Annotated in this window: 16 protein-coding genes; 10 read left to right on the top strand and 6 right to left on the bottom strand. The window is 64.8% G+C overall.

Annotated elements, in window-relative coordinates:
• Window positions 1-16: 16 nt before the first annotated feature.
• From NUH88_RS10395 to gyrB, 7 genes are all read left to right on the top strand, one after another.
• Window positions 17-418: a hypothetical protein gene (locus tag NUH88_RS10395; RefSeq protein ID WP_257771955.1), complete on the top strand. Its 402-nt coding sequence runs from the start codon at window positions 17-19 to the stop codon at window positions 416-418.
• 51 nt (window positions 419-469) lie between these two features.
• Window positions 470-1,246 carry an enoyl-CoA hydratase gene (locus NUH88_RS10390; RefSeq protein WP_257771953.1) on the top strand — a complete coding sequence of 259 codons (777 nt, stop codon included), beginning with the start codon at window positions 470-472 and terminating at the stop codon, window positions 1,244-1,246.
• Window positions 1,247-1,346: 100 nt separating this feature from the next.
• Window positions 1,347-1,613 (top strand): 30S ribosomal protein S20, encoded by a 267-nt coding sequence (gene rpsT / locus NUH88_RS10385; RefSeq protein ID WP_257771952.1) that lies wholly within the window; start codon window positions 1,347-1,349, stop codon window positions 1,611-1,613.
• Window positions 1,614-2,341: 728 nt separating this feature from the next.
• Complete coding sequence (gene dnaA / locus NUH88_RS10380; protein ID WP_257771950.1) at window positions 2,342-3,748, top strand: chromosomal replication initiator protein DnaA; 1,407 nt, start codon at window positions 2,342-2,344, stop codon at window positions 3,746-3,748.
• 185 nt (window positions 3,749-3,933) lie between these two features.
• Window positions 3,934-5,052, top strand: a complete 1,119-nt coding sequence (gene dnaN, locus NUH88_RS10375) for a DNA polymerase III subunit beta (RefSeq protein ID WP_257771948.1) — start codon at window positions 3,934-3,936, stop codon at window positions 5,050-5,052.
• 76 nt (window positions 5,053-5,128) lie between these two features.
• On the top strand, window positions 5,129-6,319 hold the full coding sequence (recF, locus tag NUH88_RS10370) for a DNA replication/repair protein RecF (protein ID WP_257771946.1): 1,191 nt from the start codon (window positions 5,129-5,131) through the stop codon (window positions 6,317-6,319).
• Between the two features lie 24 nt (window positions 6,320-6,343).
• Window positions 6,344-8,794, top strand: a complete 2,451-nt coding sequence (gene gyrB, locus NUH88_RS10365; RefSeq protein WP_257771944.1) for a DNA topoisomerase (ATP-hydrolyzing) subunit B — start codon at window positions 6,344-6,346, stop codon at window positions 8,792-8,794.
• Between the two features lie 22 nt (window positions 8,795-8,816).
• Here gyrB and NUH88_RS10360 read toward each other — a convergent pair whose 3' ends face one another.
• Window positions 8,817-9,686 (bottom strand): MBL fold metallo-hydrolase, encoded by an 870-nt coding sequence (locus NUH88_RS10360; RefSeq protein WP_257771942.1) that lies wholly within the window; start codon window positions 9,684-9,686, stop codon window positions 8,817-8,819.
• 96 nt (window positions 9,687-9,782) lie between these two features.
• Between NUH88_RS10360 and NUH88_RS10355 the strand changes: the two genes are divergently transcribed.
• A complete protein-coding gene (locus tag NUH88_RS10355) occupies window positions 9,783-10,115 on the top strand; it encodes an ArsR/SmtB family transcription factor (protein WP_257771940.1) in 333 nt (110 codons plus the stop codon).
• Between the two features lie 24 nt (window positions 10,116-10,139).
• Window positions 10,140-10,682, top strand: coding sequence for a rhodanese-like domain-containing protein (locus tag NUH88_RS10350; RefSeq protein ID WP_257771939.1), 543 nt, complete (start codon window positions 10,140-10,142; stop codon window positions 10,680-10,682).
• A 7-nt stretch (window positions 10,683-10,689) separates the two neighbouring features.
• Here the strand turns inward: NUH88_RS10350 and NUH88_RS10345 are convergent, their stop codons facing one another.
• Window positions 10,690-12,072, bottom strand: a complete 1,383-nt coding sequence (locus tag NUH88_RS10345; RefSeq protein ID WP_257771937.1) for a tetratricopeptide repeat protein — start codon at window positions 12,070-12,072, stop codon at window positions 10,690-10,692.
• Between the two features lie 346 nt (window positions 12,073-12,418).
• Between NUH88_RS10345 and NUH88_RS10340 the strand changes: the two genes are divergently transcribed.
• Entirely contained in the window at window positions 12,419-14,404 is a 1,986-nt protein-coding gene (locus tag NUH88_RS10340) for a transglycosylase domain-containing protein (protein WP_257771935.1), read from the top strand.
• Here the strand turns inward: NUH88_RS10340 and NUH88_RS10335 are convergent.
• The 4 genes from NUH88_RS10335 to ada form a co-directional block, all read right to left on the bottom strand.
• Window positions 14,401-15,324: an endonuclease/exonuclease/phosphatase family protein gene (locus tag NUH88_RS10335; RefSeq protein WP_257771933.1), complete on the bottom strand. Its 924-nt coding sequence runs from the start codon at window positions 15,322-15,324 to the stop codon at window positions 14,401-14,403. The two genes, NUH88_RS10340 and NUH88_RS10335, sit on opposite strands and share 4 nt — an antisense overlap.
• Window positions 15,325-15,412: 88 nt before the next feature.
• Window positions 15,413-16,135 carry a M48 family metallopeptidase gene (locus NUH88_RS10330; RefSeq protein ID WP_257771931.1) on the bottom strand — a complete coding sequence of 241 codons (723 nt, stop codon included), beginning with the start codon at window positions 16,133-16,135 and terminating at the stop codon, window positions 15,413-15,415.
• Window positions 16,136-16,210: 75 nt separating this feature from the next.
• The gene (locus tag NUH88_RS10325; RefSeq protein ID WP_257771929.1) at window positions 16,211-17,416 is read right to left on the bottom strand and encodes a multidrug effflux MFS transporter; all 1,206 of its coding nucleotides are present in this window, start codon (window positions 17,414-17,416) and stop codon (window positions 16,211-16,213) included.
• Between the two features lie 87 nt (window positions 17,417-17,503).
• Window positions 17,504-18,616 (bottom strand): bifunctional DNA-binding transcriptional regulator/O6-methylguanine-DNA methyltransferase Ada, encoded by a 1,113-nt coding sequence (gene ada, locus NUH88_RS10320; RefSeq protein ID WP_257771927.1) that lies wholly within the window; start codon window positions 18,614-18,616, stop codon window positions 17,504-17,506.
• Window positions 18,617-18,719: the final 103 nt, after the last annotated feature.

Genomic DNA, 18,719 nt, shown 5'->3' with positions numbered 1-18,719 from the left:
GGTAGAAGCAGCCGTCATGTCTATCCGGCGACAGAAGAAGCGCGGGGCCACGTTCTGGGCCGTCCGGTCTCTTGCAAGCGTGTTCGCTCTGGTCCTGCTGCTGGCATTCGCCCGGCCGGGAGCGGCGGCGGACGGCTTCGTAGAGGGCTTTGCGGACCTTCCGCTGATGCCGGGCCTCGAGCAGATTCCAGATGCGTCCCTGGCGTTCGACGCGGCCAGCGGCCGGATCGTCGTCGCCTTCGCCCGCGGAACCCTGCCCGCGAACCAGATCAGGTCCTTCTATGCGGAAACGCTCGGCCAGCTCGGCTGGAGCGCGGCCGGGGAGGACAGTTTCCAGCGCGAGGGGGAGAGACTCACGCTGGATTTCACGCCGGACGGCGAGGAGATGCTCGTCCGGTTTTCCTTGTTGCCTAGGTGACCGGCGGACCCGCGAGGGCCTGCCGGCTAACGGACGAATGGGAGCGATCCGATGGCATATGAATGTATTGAAGTCGACAAGAGGGGCCCGGTCGGCCTGATCACGCTGAACCGCCCGAAAGCGCTGAACGCGCTTTCGAGCCAGCTGATGGCGGAACTGGGTGAGGCGCTCGCCGCTTTCGAGGCGGATGACGAGGTCGGCTGTATGGTCCTGACCGGCAGCGAGAAAGCCTTCGCGGCCGGCGCCGATATCAAGGAAATGCAGTCCAAGAGCTTCGCCGACGTGTTCAGCGAGGATTTCATTACCAGCGGCTGGGAAGACCTGACCCGCTGCCGCAAGCCAGTGATCGCGGCTGTCGCGGGCTACGCGCTCGGCGGCGGCTGCGAGGTCGCGATGATGTGCGACTTCATTCTCGCCGCCGATACCGCGAAGTTCGGTCAGCCGGAAATCACCATCGGGACCATTCCGGGCTCTGGCGGGACCCAGCGCCTGACCCGCTTCGTCGGCAAGTCCAAGGCGATGGAAATGTGCCTGACGGGGCGCATGATGGACGCCGAGGAGGCGGAGCGGGCCGGCCTTGTGAGCCGCATCGTGCCGGCGGCTGAGCTGCTGGACGAGGCGATCAAGACGGCGGAGCGGATCGCGGGCATGTCGCGCCCCTCCGTGCTGATGACCAAGGAATCGGTGAACCGGGCCTACGAGACCACTCTCGCCGAGGGCATCAAGTACGAACGGCGTCTGTTCCATTCGACCTTCGCCACCGAGGACCAGAAGGAAGGCATGTCGGCTTTCGCGGAAAAACGGCAGCCGAATTTCAAACACCGCTGATTCCCGAAATCAGTCGGATTTACGCGGTTGACGCGACATGGACACTCGTCTATAAGCCGCGCTCTTGATTTTCCGCGCATCGAGCTGGGATTAGAAGCAAATGGCGCAACATCAGTCTGCCAAGAAACGTATTCGCCGCAACGAACGGCGCCGGGTGATCAACCACGCCCGGATCAGCCGCATCCGTACCTTCGTGAAGAAGGTCGAGACGGCGATCGCCAGCGGGGACAAGGACGCGGCCCAGGCCGCCTTCAAGTCTGCGCAGCCGGAAATGCAGCGCGGCGTGAGCAATGGTGTCCTGCACAAGAACACCGTCGCCCGCAAGCTGTCGCGGCTGTCCGCCCGCATCAAGGCGATTTCTGCGTAACACGTCTTTCCGTTTTCGGACGGGACCGAAGAGCCGCGACCCAGGTCGCGGCTTTTTCTGTTCCGGCCGACGGATGGTCGACGCATGACGGTCTTGTTGCTGTTTTGTTGCGATTTTGTGGCCGGAATGCGGGGAATCGCACATCTCGTGGACCGGTCTTGCGCGGGAATTTCTTTAAAAATCTTATTAAAAACAGAAGTTTAGCGTCTTCCTTCCGCAGGATGAAATTCGAAGACGATGTCATTGCTGAAGGACGGAATACAACGTCCTGATTCAAATCGAAGATTGATTCTGTCAAGGAAAAGATCAGAGCTTCCAGCGAAAAAAAATCGTCATTTTGGACAGAGTCACGGTTGCGCGCCGAAAGGCACTTCGGTAGTTTGACTGCCTGTTGCCGCGCTGGGGTGCAAACAAAATGAAGAGAAGTTTCCAAAACTTCAGTTCCGGTATTCGCTATACGCTGCAGTTTCGAGGGGCATTCAGACAGAATGCCAAGTAAAAACTTCAGCGATTCATAATTTTACTTCGAACAGCCCGAAGTGTTCAGGAAATCGCCGGGGCGATTTTCGTACGGAGAAGGTGTGTCCGAAGGGGCTTTTCTGGTCCGACGGCCGTCAAATACGGATGGGGCTCTGTGACGGTCGGGCGGGCATAGGAGAAGGGGCAAAAGAGGGTTGAATGCGTGGGGTGAAATCGGGCCTGAACGGCATCTCGGCGGGAGTTCGCAAATGACCGCGGATATGTCGGGCGATCAGGAGCTTTGCTGGGCGCGGGTGCGCGGCAGGCTGCGAACCGAACTGGGCGATGCGGTCTTCCGCAACTGGCTGAAGCCACTCACTTTCGAGGGTATCGACGAAGGCACCGCGATCATGCGGGCGCCGAGCCCCTTTGTCCGCGACCGTGTCCGCTCGCAGTATTCTGACCGTCTGAGGGCGATCTGGTCGGTCGAGCATCCCGATGTGAAATCGATCGCAATCTTTGCGGCGGGCCGTGGCCGTACCGAACCGGAGCGTGCCGCGGAGGGTGCCGACCAGCCGGAGGCTGGTATCGAGGCGGAGCCTCTGCCCGCGCCGGCGGTCCGGAGCGCGCCCGCTGCCGAAGAGCGCGCCGATTTCGAGGCGCCGCTCGATCCGCGCTTCACTTTCGACAATTTCGTCGTTGGTAAGCCGAACGAACTGGCCTTCGCGGCGGCGCGCCGGGTTGCCGAAAGCGAGTCTGTGCCGTTCAATCCGCTGTTCCTCTATGGCGGCGTCGGTCTTGGTAAGACCCACCTGATGCACGCCATCGCTTGGCATGTCCGGCAGAAGCATCCGAGCCGGCGGGTGATCTATCTCTCCGCCGAAAAGTTCATGTACCAGTTCATCCGGGCGCTGCGCTTCCGCGATACGGTCGCTTTCAAGGATCAGTTCCGCTCGGTCGATCTGCTGATGATCGACGACGTGCAGTTCATCAGCGGCAAGGACTCCACCCAGGAAGAGTTTTTCCATACCTTCAACGCACTGGTGGACCAGAACCGGCAGGTGGTGATTTCCGCCGACAAGTCGCCGACCGACCTTGAAGGCATGGAAGAGCGGCTGCGCTCGCGCCTCGGCTGGGGTCTGGTGGCGGATATCCATCCGACGAACTACGAGCTGCGCCTCGGTATCATGCAGTCCAAGGCCGAGCGCCTCGGCGTCGAGATGCCGGAGAAGGTGCTGGAATTCCTATCCCACAAGATCTCCTCGAACGTCCGCGAACTCGAAGGTGCGCTCAACCGCATCGTCGCGCATGCGACCCTTGTCGGTCGCGATATCTCTCTGGAAATGACCCAGGAGGTGCTCGCTGACCTTCTGCGGGCCAACGACCGCCGGGTAACGGTGGAGGAGATCCAGCGTCAGGTGGCGAACCACTTCCAGATCCGGCTCTCCGAGATGCATTCGGCCCGCCGTTCGCGCGCGATCGCGCGGCCGCGCCAGGTCGCAATGTACCTCTCGAAGCAGCTGACCTCGCAATCCCTGCCGGATATCGGCCGGAAATTCGGCGGCCGCGACCACACGACCGTGCTGCATGCGGTGAAGAAAGTCGAGGAACTGCGGGGCCAGGACAAGCAGTTCAACGACGATGTCGACCTGCTCCGCCGGATGCTGGAATCCTGACCTTCGGGGAGCGCTTCAAGCGCTCTCCCTAATGGGTCAGAAAAGCGAACTTTTTTGCCCTTGAAACTACCGCAAGCACCATGCACTTGTGCTATAGTTTCACATACCTGCCTCATATGGTGGCGCACGGCTGCCGGCAGGGTGATGAATTGGGGATCAACGTTCCAGCCGATAAGTAGAAGAATATGAAAATCGTTATTGATCGCGCGGCTTTGCTGAAGCCTCTCGGGCACGTCCAAAGTGTGGTGGAGCGGCGGAATACGATCCCGATCCTGTCCAACGTCTTGCTGAAGGCGGCCGATGGCCGCCTCTCGCTCAGCACAACCGATATGGACATGGATATCGTCGAGTCCGTGGCGTGCGACGTATCGGAGACCGGCGTCGTCACGGTACCGGCGCACACGCTCTACGACATCGTGCGCAAGCTGCCGGAAGGCTCCGACGTGGAGCTCGCGGCGACGGGTGACGTCAGCCGGGTGACAATCCGTGCCGGACGTTCGAACTTCTCGCTGCCGGCCCTGATGCCTGAGGAGTTTCCGGCGCTCAGCGGCGACGCCCTGCCGAACAGTTTCGTCATCAGCGCGGCCGATATCTGCATGCTGATCGACCGGACCCGGTTCGCGATCTCGACCGAAGAGACCCGTTATTACCTGAACGGTATCTACCTGCACGCGGCGGAGGCAAACGGCGTGAAGGTGTTGCGCGCGGTGGCGACGGACGGGCACCGGCTCGCCCGGGTGCAGATGCCGCTGCCGGACGGTGCCGAGGAGATGCCGGGCGTGATCGTGCCGCGCAAGGCGGTGAACGAGATCTACAAGCTGATCGGCGAGGTCGAGGGCGACGTCACGGTCTCGCTGTCCGACACCAAGCTCCGGGTCGCGTTCGAGGACACGGTGGTCACGACCAAGCTGATCGACGGCACCTTCCCGGACTATGAGCGGGTGATCCCGGCCGGCAACGACAAGATGCTCTATGTCGACCGCCAGCGTTTCTCCGAGGCGGTGGATCGCGTGGCGACGATCTCGACCGAGAAGTCCCGCTCGGTGAAGCTGGCTGTCGGCAGCGGCAATCTGGTTCTTTCCGCGAGCAGCCCGGACAACGGCACCGCGCAGGAAGAGGTCGAAGTCGATTACGGCGCAAGCGATCTCGAGATCGGCTTCAACTCGAAATACCTGCTCGACATCACCGGCCAGATCGAGGGCGAGCGGGCGGTGTTCAAGCTGGCCGACCAGGCCTCGCCGACCATCATCCTGGATCAGGATGACGAGAGTGCCCTTTACGTGCTGATGCCGATGCGCGTCTGACGGCGACCCGGTCCCAGGCGGCCCGGCGGCAAAGCCAGCACGAATGGAAATGTTGAACGCATTGCGAAACATGGACATGTCCCGACCGAGTCCTGGCCCGGCGCTTACCAGCGCCGGACGGGTCTCGCCGTGCGTGCACCGTCTCTCCGTCACCGCGTTCCGTAATTATGAATCCGCGCGCATCGAGACCGAGGCGCCGGCGGTGGTGCTGACCGGCCCGAACGGTGCCGGCAAGACCAATCTGCTGGAAGCCGTCTCTTTCCTGACGCCCGGACGGGGGCTGCGCCGTGCTCGGATCTCCGAGGTCGGCCGTGCAGGCCCGGACGGGAATAATGCCAACTGGGCGGTCGCGGCGGAAGTCGACGGACTGGAGGGGACGGTCTCCGTCGGGACCGGACGCGATCCGGGACCGGAGGGGGACGGGCGTGCCGGCGGCGAGAAACGCCTGGTGCGGATCGATGGCGCGCCGGCGAAGAGCCAGTCGGCGCTGGCCGATCATCTCGCGGTCTCCTGGCTGACGCCGCAGATGGACCGGCTCTTCATCGAGGGTGCTTCGAACCGGCGCCGTTTTCTCGACCGGCTGGTCTATACCTTCGATCCGGAACATGCGGGCCGGGTCAACGCCTATACCCACGCGCTGCGCGAGCGGGCGCGGCTCTTGAAGAACGGCACCCGCGACCGCGCCTGGTTCGCGGCGCTGGAGGAATCCATCGCCGAAAAGGCGGTGGCGATCGCCGCCGCGCGGACCGGCCTGGTGGCGCGGCTCAATATGGAAACCGAAACCGGCTCCGGGCCGTTCCCGGGTGCCGAGCTGATGCTTGAGGGCGAGGTCGAGGCCGATATTCAGATCCGTCCGGCGCTCGCCGTCGAGGACGGCCTGAAGGCGCGATTGGAAGCAGGGCGGCGGATGGATGGCGGCGAGCCGGCACCCGTGCCGGGGCCGCATCGCAGCGATCTCGCGGTTCGGCACATCCCGAAGGACATGATGGCGCCGCATTGCTCGACCGGCGAGCAGAAGGCGTTGCTGATTGCCATCGTGCTTGGTCATGCGCGGCTCGGAGCCCAGGAAACCGGCGCGGTGCCGGTACTTCTGCTAGACGAGGTCGCGGCGCATCTCGATAGCGGCCGCCGGTCGGCCCTTTATGATATTCTACTCGCGCTCGGCGGGCAGGTCTGGATGACCGGTACCGACCGGGCGCTGTTCGCGTCCCTTGAGGGCGCCGGCCAGTTCTTCGCCGTCGAGGACGGCGCGGTCCGGGCCGACTGATCACCTGCGTAACTGGGAGCCGACATGGCACAAGACGATCTTCCGGAGAATAACGGCGCGAACGGCGGCAGTTCCGAATACGGCGCCGAGTCGATCAAGGTCCTGCGCGGCCTTGACGCGGTCCGGAAGCGGCCGGGCATGTATATCGGGGATACCGACGACGGTTCCGGCCTGCACCACATGATCTACGAGGTCGTGGACAACGCCATCGACGAGGCGCTGGCCGGTCATTGCGATCTCGTAACGGTGAAGCTGAATGCGGACGGTTCGGCGACGATCTCGGACAATGGACGCGGCATTCCGGTCGATATCCATGCCGAGGAGGGCGTCTCCGCCGCCGAGGTGATCATGACCCAGCTCCATGCGGGCGGGAAGTTCGACCAGAATTCCTACAAGGTCTCCGGCGGTCTGCATGGCGTCGGCGTCTCGGTGGTCAACGCGCTCTCGGAGAGCCTCGAGGTGCGGATCTGGCGCGACGGCAACGAGCATGTCATTCGCTTCCGCCACGGCGAGGCGGAGGCGCCGCTCGAGGTGGTCGGTCCCGCGAACGGCAAGAAGGGCACCGAGATCACTTTCCTGCCCTCGGCCGAGACCTTCACCAAGACCGTGTTCGACTTCAAGACGCTGGAACACCGCCTGCGCGAGCTTGCCTTCCTCAATTCCGGGGTGCACGTGCTGCTGACCGATGAGCGCGAGGCCGAGCCGGTGAAGGTCGACCTGTTCTACGAGGGCGGCCTGAAGGCCTTCGTCGATTATCTCGACCGCAATCACCAGGCGCTGCACGAGCCGATCGTGGTCACCGGCGAGCGCGACGGGATCACCGTCGAGGTCGCGATGGAATGGACCGACAGCTATCACGAGAACACGCTCTGCTTTACGAACAACATCCCGCAGCGTGACGGCGGTACCCACCTTGCCGGTTTCCGCGGGGCGCTGACCCGGACGATCAACAACTACGCCCAGGAAAGCGGGATCGCGAAAAAGGAGAAGGCGCAGCTGAGCGGCGACGACGCCCGCGAGGGGCTGACCTGCGTGCTCTCCGTGAAGGTGCCGGATCCGAAATTCTCCTCCCAGACCAAGGACAAGCTTGTCTCCTCCGAGGTGCGGCCGGTGGTCGAATCCATTCTCGGCGAGCGCATGCAGCAATGGTTCGAGGAGCATCCGCAGGATGCCAAGCGCATTGTCTCCAAGGCCTACGAGGCGGCGGCGGCGCGCGAGGCGGCCCGCAAGGCGCGCGAGCTGACACGGCGCAAGGGTGTGCTCGACATCGCGAACCTGCCGGGCAAGCTGGCCGATTGCCAGGAGCGGGATCCGTCGCTCTGCGAACTCTTCCTGGTCGAGGGTGACAGCGCCGGCGGCTCCGCCAAGCAGGCGCGGGACCGCAAGACCCAGGCGATCCTGCCGCTCCGCGGCAAGATCCTGAACGTGGAGCGCGCGCGCTTCGACAAGATGCTCTCAAGCCAGGAGATCGGCACCATCATCGCCGCGCTCGGCACCAGCATCGGCGCCGAGGAGTTCAACGCCGACAAGCTGCGCTATCACAAGATCATCATCATGACGGACGCCGACGTCGACGGCAGCCACATCCGGACCCTGTTGCTGACTTTCTTCTTCCGGCAGATGCCGGAACTGGTGGAGCGCGGCCATCTCTATATCGCGCAGCCGCCGCTCTATCGGGCCAAGAAAGGCAGCTCGGAGACCTATCTGAAGGACGACCGGGAGCTGGAAGCCTACCTGATCAGCAACGGCATCGACGGGGTCACCCTGAAGCTTGCCGACGGGACCCAGATCCTCGGCTCCGATCTCGAGCGGCTGGCCGAACAGGCGCGCGACGCCAAGACCCTGATCGAGCCGCTGGTGCGCCGCATCGGTTCGGCCTTCGTGGTCGAACAGTGCGCCGTCGCCGGCGTGCTCAATCCGGAACTTCTGGCCGACGAGGCGCGGGCGACGGAGGCGGCGGCGAGCATCGCCGCGCGGCTCGATGCGCTTTCGGAGGATATCGAGCGCGGCTGGAGCGGGCATTACGATGCCGACAATATCGAGCTGGTGTTCGAGCGCACGCTGCGCGGCGTCACCGAACGCTACCGGATCGACCAGGTTCAGGTGCGCACGCCCGAGGCGCGCCGCCTAACCGGCCTTGCCGGGGAACTCGCCCAGACCTACGGCAAGGGCGCGGCGCTGCAGATGAAGGACACGGAGCGGGCGATCCACGGCCCGATCGCCCTCATCGAGGCGATCCAGGAAACCGGCCGCAAGGGCCTGGCGGTGAACCGCTACAAAGGCCTCGGCGAAATGAATCCGGACCAGCTCTGGGAGACCACTCTGGACGCCAATCAGCGCACCCTGCTGCAGGTCCGCGTCGACCATATCGACGAGGCGCAGGAGATCTTCTCCACGCTGATGGGCGACGTGGTCGAGCCGCGGCGCGAGTTCATCCAGGAAAACGCCCTCAAGGTCGCCAACCTGGACATCTGATCCGGAGAGAGGGGACTGCCGCTCAGAACTGGTCGAGCGGCAGTTTCAGATAGCGGACGCCGTTTTCCTCCGGCTCCGGCAGGCGGCCGGCGCGGATATTGACCTGGATCGAGGGCAGGATCAGGTTCGGCATGCCGAGCGTCTTGTCCCGTTCCTCGCGCATGGAGACGAAGCTCTCCTCGTCGCGCCCGTCCTTGAAATGGATGCTGCGCGCCTTCTCGTCCCCGACGGTGGTCTCGAAGGCGATTTCCCGGCCGCCCGGCTGGTAATCGTGCCCGACGAAGATCCGGTAATGGTCCGGCATGGAAAGGATGCGCTGCACCGACTTGTAGAGGGTGCGCGCCGAGCCGCCCGGAAAGTCGCAGCGGGCGCTGCCGAAATCCGGCATGAAGATCGTATCGCCGACGAAGAGCGCATCGCCGATCCGGTAGGTCAGACACGCCGGGGTATGGCCCGGCGTGTGCAGCACTTCGCAATGCAGGCTCCCGACCTCGAAAGTGTCGCCGTCCTGCCAGAGATGCTCGAACTCGTTCGGCTCCTCGCTCAGGTCCTTCAGGTTGAAGACCGGCTTGAAGACATCCCGCACATCCTTGATATGGGCGCCGATGGCAATCCCGACATCGAGCTTGCGGCGCAGGTAGGGCGCTCCGGAGAGGTGGTCGGCATGGGCATGGGTCTCCAGCAGCCAGAGCACCTCCAGGCTTTTGTCCGCGACATATTCGAGCACCCTGTCGGCACTTTCGGTGAAGGTGCGGCCTGACGGTCCGTCGAAATCCAGTACCGAGTCGATGATGACGGCCTTCTTCGTATCCGGGCAGCTTGCCACGTAAGTGATCGTCGAGGTGCGGGCGTCGAAGAAGCCTTCGACAATCGGTTTCGTCAGGTTTTCCATCCCGGTCCTCCCGAAAAAGGGGGTTGTATCTGCACTGTTGACCCAATATATAAGCAATCACTTATATAATACAAATTGAAATACGAGGATGTGGCGATGCCCGCGCTTCCGATCGCAAGAATGGAGGAGAAGGCCGCCGAGGTGGCGGACTTTCTCATGGCGGCGGCCAACCGGAACCGGCTCATGGTGCTCTGCCACCTTGCAGAGGCTGGGGAACTGACGGTGAACGAGCTTGCCGGTCTCGTCCGGCTTTCGCAGCCGGCCTTGTCGCAGCATCTCGCGCGCATGGCGGAGGAAGGGCTGATCACGGCCCGTGCCGACGGCCGCCGGCGCTTCTACGCGCTGAGCCAAGGTCCGGTCAGCGACCTGCTCGCCGTGCTGCAGAAACATTTCTGCCCGCCGGACGACACCCGCGCCGCGGCCGAATGACATAGACCAGAGAGAGACAGAGACATGCAGAGCAATCATCCGCAGCTGAAAGGCATCGACACCCAGAGCGCGGCCCCGGAGATCGAGGCCGGTAAGGCGGTGCTCATCGATATTCGTGAGAAGGACGAGCGGGCGCGGGAATGGATCCCGGGCTCCGTCTCGATCCCGCTCTCGGAATGGCGAAATGCCGACCTCTCGCCCTACAAGGGCAAGCGGGTGGTGGTGCATTGCCGCTCCGGAAACCGGACCATGGTGAATGCGGCGCTCTTCACCGGGGCCGGCTTTGGCGAGGCTGCCTTTCTCGAAGGCGGTATCGAGGGATGGCGCGATGCCGGTATGCCGGTTCAGCGCAACGCGAAGGCACCGCTCGAGATCATGCGCCAGGTGCAGATCATTGCGGGCGGCCTTGCCCTCGCGGGCGGTCTCGCCGGCTATCTGGTCGATCCGGCCTATGCGCTGGTCGCCGCCTTTGTCGGCGCCGGCCTATTAATGGCTGGCACCACCGGCTGGTGCGGCATGGCGCGGCTGCTCCGCCACATGCCCTGGAACCGCCAGCCGGCGGCCTGAGCCGGTCCTAACCGTGCAGCGCGACGGCGTGGGCCTCGGCCTCCGCCGCGCGCCCGTGATCGCCAAGGCCGCGATGCGCCCGTGCGGCGAACCGCCAGTTCTGCGGACTGGTCGGCTTCAGGGCCGTCCGTTCGGACGAGAGCGCTAACGCAAGCTCGTTCTGGCCGGCGCGGAGCGCCGCTTCGAGCAGGGTAAGTCCGATAATGTCGCGCTGGGCATGGCTGCCGCCGAGATAGCGGGTGCGGTAGCGGATCGGCAGCAACGCCTCGACCACAGCGCCGTAATTCTCCTCCGCGAAGGCCTTCAGCGCCTTGCAGAAGGGCTCGCCGACCGTGCGGGTCATGGCGGAATTGGCATCGTTCGCCGCCGCCATGTAGCGCTCGTGCGCGTTGAGGACCTTCTCCGCCACGTCCCAGCGCCCGTCCGCCACGAAGGTCATCATCGCGTGGACGTCGTTGAAGGCGTAGAGCGTGTCCGTCGCGCTCGGCTCCCATTTGTCGGCAAGCGTTTTCCAGCGGTCGCCGACATCGGTGCCGAGCAGGTTGAGGCGCCAGAGCAGGGCGGCGGCATCCAGTTCCTCGTAACGGTCGCCGCTCGGATCGGTGCTGCGCAGACGGGTGTCGTAGATATCGAGCACCCGGTCGGTTTGAGCGAGGTCGAGATGATAAAGCGCGAGATGCCACCAGAGATGGTTGGCGAAATTTCCGTAGGCCCAATCGCCCTCGCGCGAACGCATCCAGTTGATGCCGCCGGACTGCCGGCCCTGGCTTTCCATCACATGCGCGACCGCGTGAACGGCATAGGAGTCCGCCGGGTTGAGCGCGACGGCGCGGCGGCCGCATTCCTCCGCCATGGCGAAGTCGCGATTCTCTTCCAGACCGAAGGCGTAGAAGCCGAGCACATAGCCGTAGCCGGGTACGCTCTCGTCCCAGGCATGGAGGATGCGGGCGACCCGGTCCCGCTGGTTCGAGGTGTCGCCGAGCAGGACGTCGGAGAGATGGGCGAGCTGCAGGGCGAGAAGATCGCGCGGGTAATGCACCAGAACATCGTCCCAGAGATCGACGGCGCGATGGAAATCGCCGTCCGCCCAGGCGCGGATCGCGGCGATATGCATCCGCTCCCGCTCGTTCGCGCGGGCGGTCAGCGCTTCCGCCTTTTCCAGCGTGCGGAGCATGTCCGGATAGACCCGCGTTTCCATCGCCTGGGTCAGAAGCGCTGCCTTGAAGATCAGGCCCATGACGAAATCGGGTGCGCCGTCGAGCACCTCCTGGATCTCCCCGAGCGGGTCTCCCGAATAGGTCAGAAAAAGGTCGTGCGCCTTTTCCAGTGCGCTGACGATGGCGTTGTCGGCGTTGGAGACAGCGAGATCGCGGCTGTCACGGATGGTCATATCGGGTCTCCCGTCGGGATCGTGGTCTGAACCCGATTTAGCTATGGCGCCACCCGATCACGGGCAATGCGAGAGCGCGTGATCGGTTCGCGAGCAGGTGGGAGGGCTCCCCGGAGGTGAAGGACAATGCTGGAAAATCCATATAATTTATTATGTTAAACAAGTTAATTAAGATAAAATTGAAGATATTGGCTTAACGTGCTGATGTTTGGCAATTTATGTGCATTTTCAGTATTTTTATCGATATTTTTCAAGTTAAACCGATATATTAAGAATAAGAAAAATATTTGCCAATATCAGATAGTTATGAGTTAATTCTGCAGCTGGTTATGAGCTGCGGAAACCGATGGCACGGACTCCGACACGAAAATCCGCGACAGCCTCCCGTCGCGCCCGGTCCGGAAAGGCAAAATCCGGCACGGCGCGGGAGGCTGCGGGCGCGGCCAAGAGCGCCGGGAAGAGTGCGGGCGCGAAACCGCGCGCCCGTTCCGCGCCGCGCCGCCGGAAGTCGGCGGTCGTCCGCAAGAAAACCGGCTTTCTCACCGGACTCCTGAAGTACGGTTTCGTCGCCGCGATCTGGATCGGCGTCGCAATCGGCGGCCTGCTCGCCTATCACGCCTATCAGCTCCCGGATATCAACGACCTTGACCGCTATGAGCGCGCGGGGGCGACCCGTCTCCTGGACCGGGACGGGGTCATGTTTGTCTCCTATGGCGCGCTGCACGGACGGCCGGTCGCCGTGAGCCGTCTGCCGGAGTCCCTGGTCCAGGCCCTGGTCGCGACCGAGGACCGGCGCTTCTTTTCTCATTTCGGAATCGATCCGATCTCGATCGCCCGTGCGGCGGTGGTAAATCTGCAGGCGGGCCGTACCGTGCAGGGTGGCAGCACGCTGACCCAGCAGCTCGCCAAGAACGTCTTCCTCAGCGCCGAGCGTTCCTATTCTCGGAAAATCCAGGAACTGCTGCTCGCCTTCTGGCTGGAGCACAGGTTCTCCAAGCAGGAGATTCTCGCGATCTATCTGAACCGGGTCTATTTCGGCGCCGGCGCTTACGGTGTCGATGCGGCGGCGCGGAAGTATTTCGGCCGTCCCGTCGAGGATCTGACCGCCTATCAGTCCGCCATGCTGGTCGGGCTGCTGAAGGCGCCGTCGCGTTACAATCCGGCGGTGGACCGCGAGCTCTCCGCCGGCCGCACCAGGCAGGTGCTGCTGAACATGGCCGATGCCGGATATCTCACCGAGGCGGAGGCGCTCCGCATCTCGGCCGCTCCGGCGCCGGTCCGCGGGGCCGCCGGAGTCAGCCGAAACCATCGCTATTTCGCAGACTGGGCGCGCGAGCGGGCGGGCGGCTATGCCGGTCCCGGCGGCGGCGACCGGACGGTCCGCACGACGCTCGACCGGCGCCTGCAGCGTCTCGCCGAGCGTGCCGTCGCCGAGGGCATGAAACGCGGCGCCAAGAAAGGCGCTCGGCAGATCGCCATGGTGGTGATGGCGCCGGACGGCGCGGTCCGGGCGATGATCGGCGGACGGGATTATGCCGCCTCCCAGTTCAATCGCGCGACCCAGGCCCTGCGCCAGCCGGGTTCCGCCTTCAAGCCCTTCGTCTTTCTGGCGGCGCTCGAGGCGGGATACCAGCCCGAGACGCCGGTATCCGACGCGGCGCTCGCCATCGACGGATGGAAGCCACGCAATTTCGACGGTCGTTACCGTGGCGAAGTGACCCTGGAGGACGCACTCGCGGAGTCGCTGAACGCGGCGACCGTCAGCGTCTCCGAGGCGATCGGCCGGCGCCGTGCGCTCTCGGTTGCGCGCCGTCTCGGCCTGACCGCCACCCTGCCGGACCGGCCGAGCCTGGCCCTCGGCGCGGGAGAGGTGACGCTGCTCGAAATGACCGCGGCCTATGCCGCCTTCGCCAATCACGGCCGTTTCGTCACCCCCTACGCGGTCGAGGCGATCGATACGTCGGGCGAGGGGAAGGTCTATGCCCGTGGCGGTGCCTCCGCGCCGGAAGTGGTCGATGCCCGCTCCGTCGCGGCGCTGAACCGGATGCTGCAGAGTGTGGTCGAGCGCGGTACCGGACGGCGGGCGCGGATTGGCCGTCCCGCAGCCGGCAAGACCGGCACCTCGCAGGATTTCCGCGATGCCTGGTTTATCGGCTATACGGCGGATCTGGTGGCGGGGATATGGGTCGGCCGTGACGATGCCTCGCCGATGGACGGGGTGACCGGCGGCAGTCTGCCGGCGGAAATCTGGGCCGCCTTTATGTCCGAGGCGGCGAAAGGCCCGCCGCGCCCGCTCGCGGGCCTTGCCGGCAAGGACGCGAGCCGGCTCTAGAAGCGCCGGGTTTCCACATCGACGATCAGCGGTAGATGGTCCGAGCTGACATGCGGGCCGAGTTCGGCTCCGGCGATCTTCAGGGTGGGCGAGACCAGCGCGTGATCGATCGGCAAAGCCATCAGGTCGCCGAGCCAGTTGTCGCCCCAGGTGAAGCTGCGCCGGAGACCGGGTACGACCCGGGTTCCGGAATCGCGCGCCACTTTCTGCACCGCATGGCTCCAGGGTGCCGCGTTGAAATCGCCGGTGATGACGAGTGGCGTGTCGAGCTGTTCCCAGACCGTTGAAAGCCCGCCGATCTGCGCGGCTTGCGGCGAGGGAAAGGGCCAGCGGAGATGCAGCGACGCCACGGTCACGGGCCGGCCGTCTTGCTCGACGGTGGCCCAGGCGAGGCGATGGTCGTCAAGGCACCCGGTGCCCTTGAAAGGAGTGCGCGAGAGCACGGCGATTCCGACATCGCCGCGATAACGGCAGATCAACTGGTGCGGATAGATCGCGCGCAGCCGCTCAGTGATCTTAGGTGGCTCCAGGCCGGCCTCCTGAAAGGCGACCACCCCCGGCGCCGCCTCTTCCATGAAGGCGGTGACCCGTTCCGGGTCGGTATAGAAATGGTGCAGATTGAGCGAGACGATGCGGAGGCGCTGCGCGTCATCCGATCCGTTCGCCGCGAAGGCCCCCCCGCCGAACAGCTGGCCGAGAGAGCCGGCGCCGACCACGACCACCGCGGCTATCGCGAGCGCATTGATCCAGGCCCGGGTGATCAGGAGCAGAAGCAAAAACGGCAGGGCGAGGACGAGCAGATGCAGGCGGAAATGCGCGAAACTGTCGGCCAGTGGATGAAAGGCGCCGAACAGTCCGGCGATCAGGGCGGCGGCGATGGCCCAGGAACAGATGATCGAATAGCGCCGAAGAGAATCCATGCCGCAGGGCCCGCGAAAATCGTTGAAAGGCGGGCGTGAAACTGGCCGGGAAATTTGACCGGATGATGATGGATTTTGGGCGCGCGCGTCAGCCGTAGCGATGCAGCGTCGCGCCGTGCCGTTTCAGCCAGGCGCGGGACATGTCCATATCCTCGACCAGCTTCTCGACCAGGGCCCAGAACCGGTGGGAGTGGTTCATCTCGATCAGGTGCGCCGCCTCGTGGGCGCAGACATAGTCGAGCACGTGTTCGGGTGCGAGAATGAGGCGCCAGGAGAAAGAGAGGGCGCCTTTCGAGGAGCAGCTGCCCCAGCGGCTCCGCGTGTCCCGGATCGATATCCGTGACGGCCGCCGGTCGAGCCGTTCCGCATAGTGCCGGGCCCGTGCCGAGATCTCCCCACGGGCCTCGCGCTTCAGCCAGTCGGTCAGGCGCCGGGCAAGGTGGTCGGCGCCGCCGGACACCTCAAGCCGTGCGGGCTCGCCGTCGTTGCCATCGAACCGCCTCACCGTGCCGCGCAGCTCCGGTCGGTGGCGGATCAGATGCTCGGTGCCGAGCAGGGGGATGATGGTTCCGTCGGCGAAGGCGATCGGTTCCGGCAGCCGTTTCAGCCGCTCCTCGAGCCAGACCACGTTGCGGGCGACGAAGCTTTCCGCCTGGGTCGGGGCGACGCCGTGCGGGAGCACCAGTTCCGGCATGCCACGCGCGGGATCGACCTTGAGGGAGAGCCGCCGCGCCCGTGCCGAGATCCGCACCGGAACTTCGATCTGCGTCCCGTCGCGTCCCGTTACGATCAGCGGGCTGGTCTGTTTCATTCCCGGCAATCCCAACTTGTTGTGGGCCTGATTGGCTAGACTACCAGATATTAGTGCCTGCGCGCGGATTTCCGGTCAATCGCGACCCGCTCCGGGTTTCGGAATGAAGGCCAGGGCGACGAGGGCCAGTACACCGGAAACCGCGAAGACGTCCGGCATCACATGGGGATGCTGGTTCTGCAGGCTGCTGATCATGAAGGAGCCGAGGGCGCCCGTCCCCATCTGCAGGAAGCCGAGCAGGGCCGAGGCGGCGCCGGCGACTTCCGGGAAATGCTGCATCGCGCCCGCCATCGCGCTCGGCAGGGTGATCCCCATGGCGAAGAGCAGGAGCATGCTGGGGCCGATGATGGAGAGCGCCGAGACGTGACCGAGTTCGGTCGGCACCACCATCGCGATCCCGGCGACGAAGGTCAGGATCGAGCCCGCCCGGACCATGCCGTAGATCCCGACCCGACGGCCGAACCGGTTGGTGATCAGGTTGCCGGAGAGGAACCCTGCGACATTGAACAGGATCAGCAGCCCGTAGGCCTGCGGCGAATAGCCGAGCTCGACCATCAGCAGGTAGGGGGAACCGGTCTGATAGGCGAAGAGCGCGCCGAAGATGCAGCCATTCAGCGCCGCGTAGCCGAAGAAGCGGCGGTCGATCATCAGTCGGCCATAGGTGGCCAGCATGCCGCCGAATTTCATCGCGTCCGCGTTTCGCGTGCGGATCGTCTCTGGCAGAAAGAAGAAGCTGTAGAGAAATAGGACACCGCTGATGCAGGCCATCAGCACGAAACAGGCCTGCCAGCCGAAATGGCCCTGAAGCTGACCGCCGATGGTCGGCGTCAGCGCGGGAGAGAGGGCCATGGCCATGCCGATATAGGACATGATCCGCGCCGAGTCGGCGCCTTCCGAGCGGTCCCGGATCACCGCCCGGCTGACCGCGTGGCCGGAGCAGGCGCCGATGGCGAGCAGGATGCGGGCCCCGATCAGGGCGGAGATGCTCTCCGCGAGGGCGCAGGCGATCGCTCCGCAGGCATAGATGGCGAGGCCGGTCAGGATGACCGGCCGGCGGCCGAACCGGTCCGAGAGGGGGCCCGCAAGAAGCTGGAACAGGGCGAATGCTGTGAAATGCACGGTCAGCGTCAACTGCACCGTGCCCATATCGGTATCGAAATAGCTGACGAGCGACGGCAGCGAGGGCACGAACAGGCCGACCGCCATCTGGCCGAGCGCGACCATGAGGGTCAGCGTCGCGATGCCGCCGACCGAATCGACCCGGAAATCGGAATTTTTCATCGGTGATCTTCGAAAGAGAATAGGGCCATTCCGGAAGAACGGCCCCTTTTCATAGCGCATATTTCGGCCCGGGTAAAACCGGACGGTTTACCCGGCGGCGGCGAGCCGTTTCGCGTTCCCCGCGCGCTCGGCGTCCAGAAGCCGGCGCTTGCGCTCCGTGCCCCAGCGATAGCCGGTGAGGCTGCCGTTCGCGCCGACGGCGCGGTGGCAGGGAATGACTAGGGCGACCCGGTTGCTGCCGCAGGCGCGCCCGACGGCCCGTGCCGCGCCCGGTTTGCCGATCGCCTCCGCAAGCTCGCCATAGGTCCGGGTCTCGCCGGCCGGTATCGCCATCAGCGCCTCCCAGACCTGGCGCTGGAAAGCGGTCGCCTGGATGTCGAGCGGCAAGGCGCTGTCCGGCGTCCCGCCGTCGAGGCTCGCGAGGACACGGTCGGTGAGTTCTCCGAGCGTCTCGTCCTCGCGTACGATCTCGGCCCGGGGGAACTCCTCGCGAAGCCCGGTTTCCAGGGCGGAAACCTCGTTGCCGAGGGAGACGAAGCAGATCCCGGCTTCGGTCGCGGCGACCAGCAGCGGGCCGAGCGGCGAGGCGGCCGTGGTGAAGGCGATCACCGCCCCCTTGCCGCCCTTGCCGTAGGTCGCCGGCGTCATGCCGAGCTGGCCGCGCGCTTTCTCGTAGAGCCGGCTGGACGAGCCGTAGCCGGCACCGTAGAGCGCGGGTGCCACGGCCTCGCCCGATTTCAGGTTCTGCCGGAGCCGGGCCAGCCGGCGCGCGTCCCAATATTGCCGCGGGGTGACGCCGGTCACCGCCTTGAAGGTCCGTTGCAGATGATAGGGCGAGAGGCCGGTCTCGGCGGCGAGCGCGTCGAGCGTCGGCGCGGTCTCCTCCGCCCCGTCGAGCAACGCGCAGGCCCGGGTTACCGCCTCGCGGCGCCGGATTTCGGCCGCATCCTGGCCGAGGCATTTGCGGCAGGGCCGGTAGCCTGCGGCCTCCGCGGCCGCGGCATTGTCGTAGAACTGGACATTCTCGCGTTTCGGCATGCGCGAGCGGCAGCTCGGGCGGCAATAGACGCCCGTCGTGATCACCGCGTAGTAGAAATGTCCGTCCGCCGACGCGTCGTTGCCGGTCACCGCCGCCCAGCGGGCCGCATCGTCGTCGAAGCCTCTCGTCGCGCCGCGTGCCGCCATTCCTTCGTCCGGCATCTCTCCAGCCTCCTCGGTTGCAATGCCTATTTTATACCTTTGCCTTCCCGGCGCCGACTATCCGCGCATTGCGCGGCAAACGGAGTTTTCGATCGTCCGAAAC

This window comes from Nisaea acidiphila (assembly GCF_024662015.1).
GTDB lineage: Bacteria > Pseudomonadota > Alphaproteobacteria > Thalassobaculales > Thalassobaculaceae > Nisaea > Nisaea acidiphila.
The sequence above is the reverse complement of the archived record's forward strand: the minus strand, read 5'-3'. Positions and strand labels throughout refer to the sequence as shown.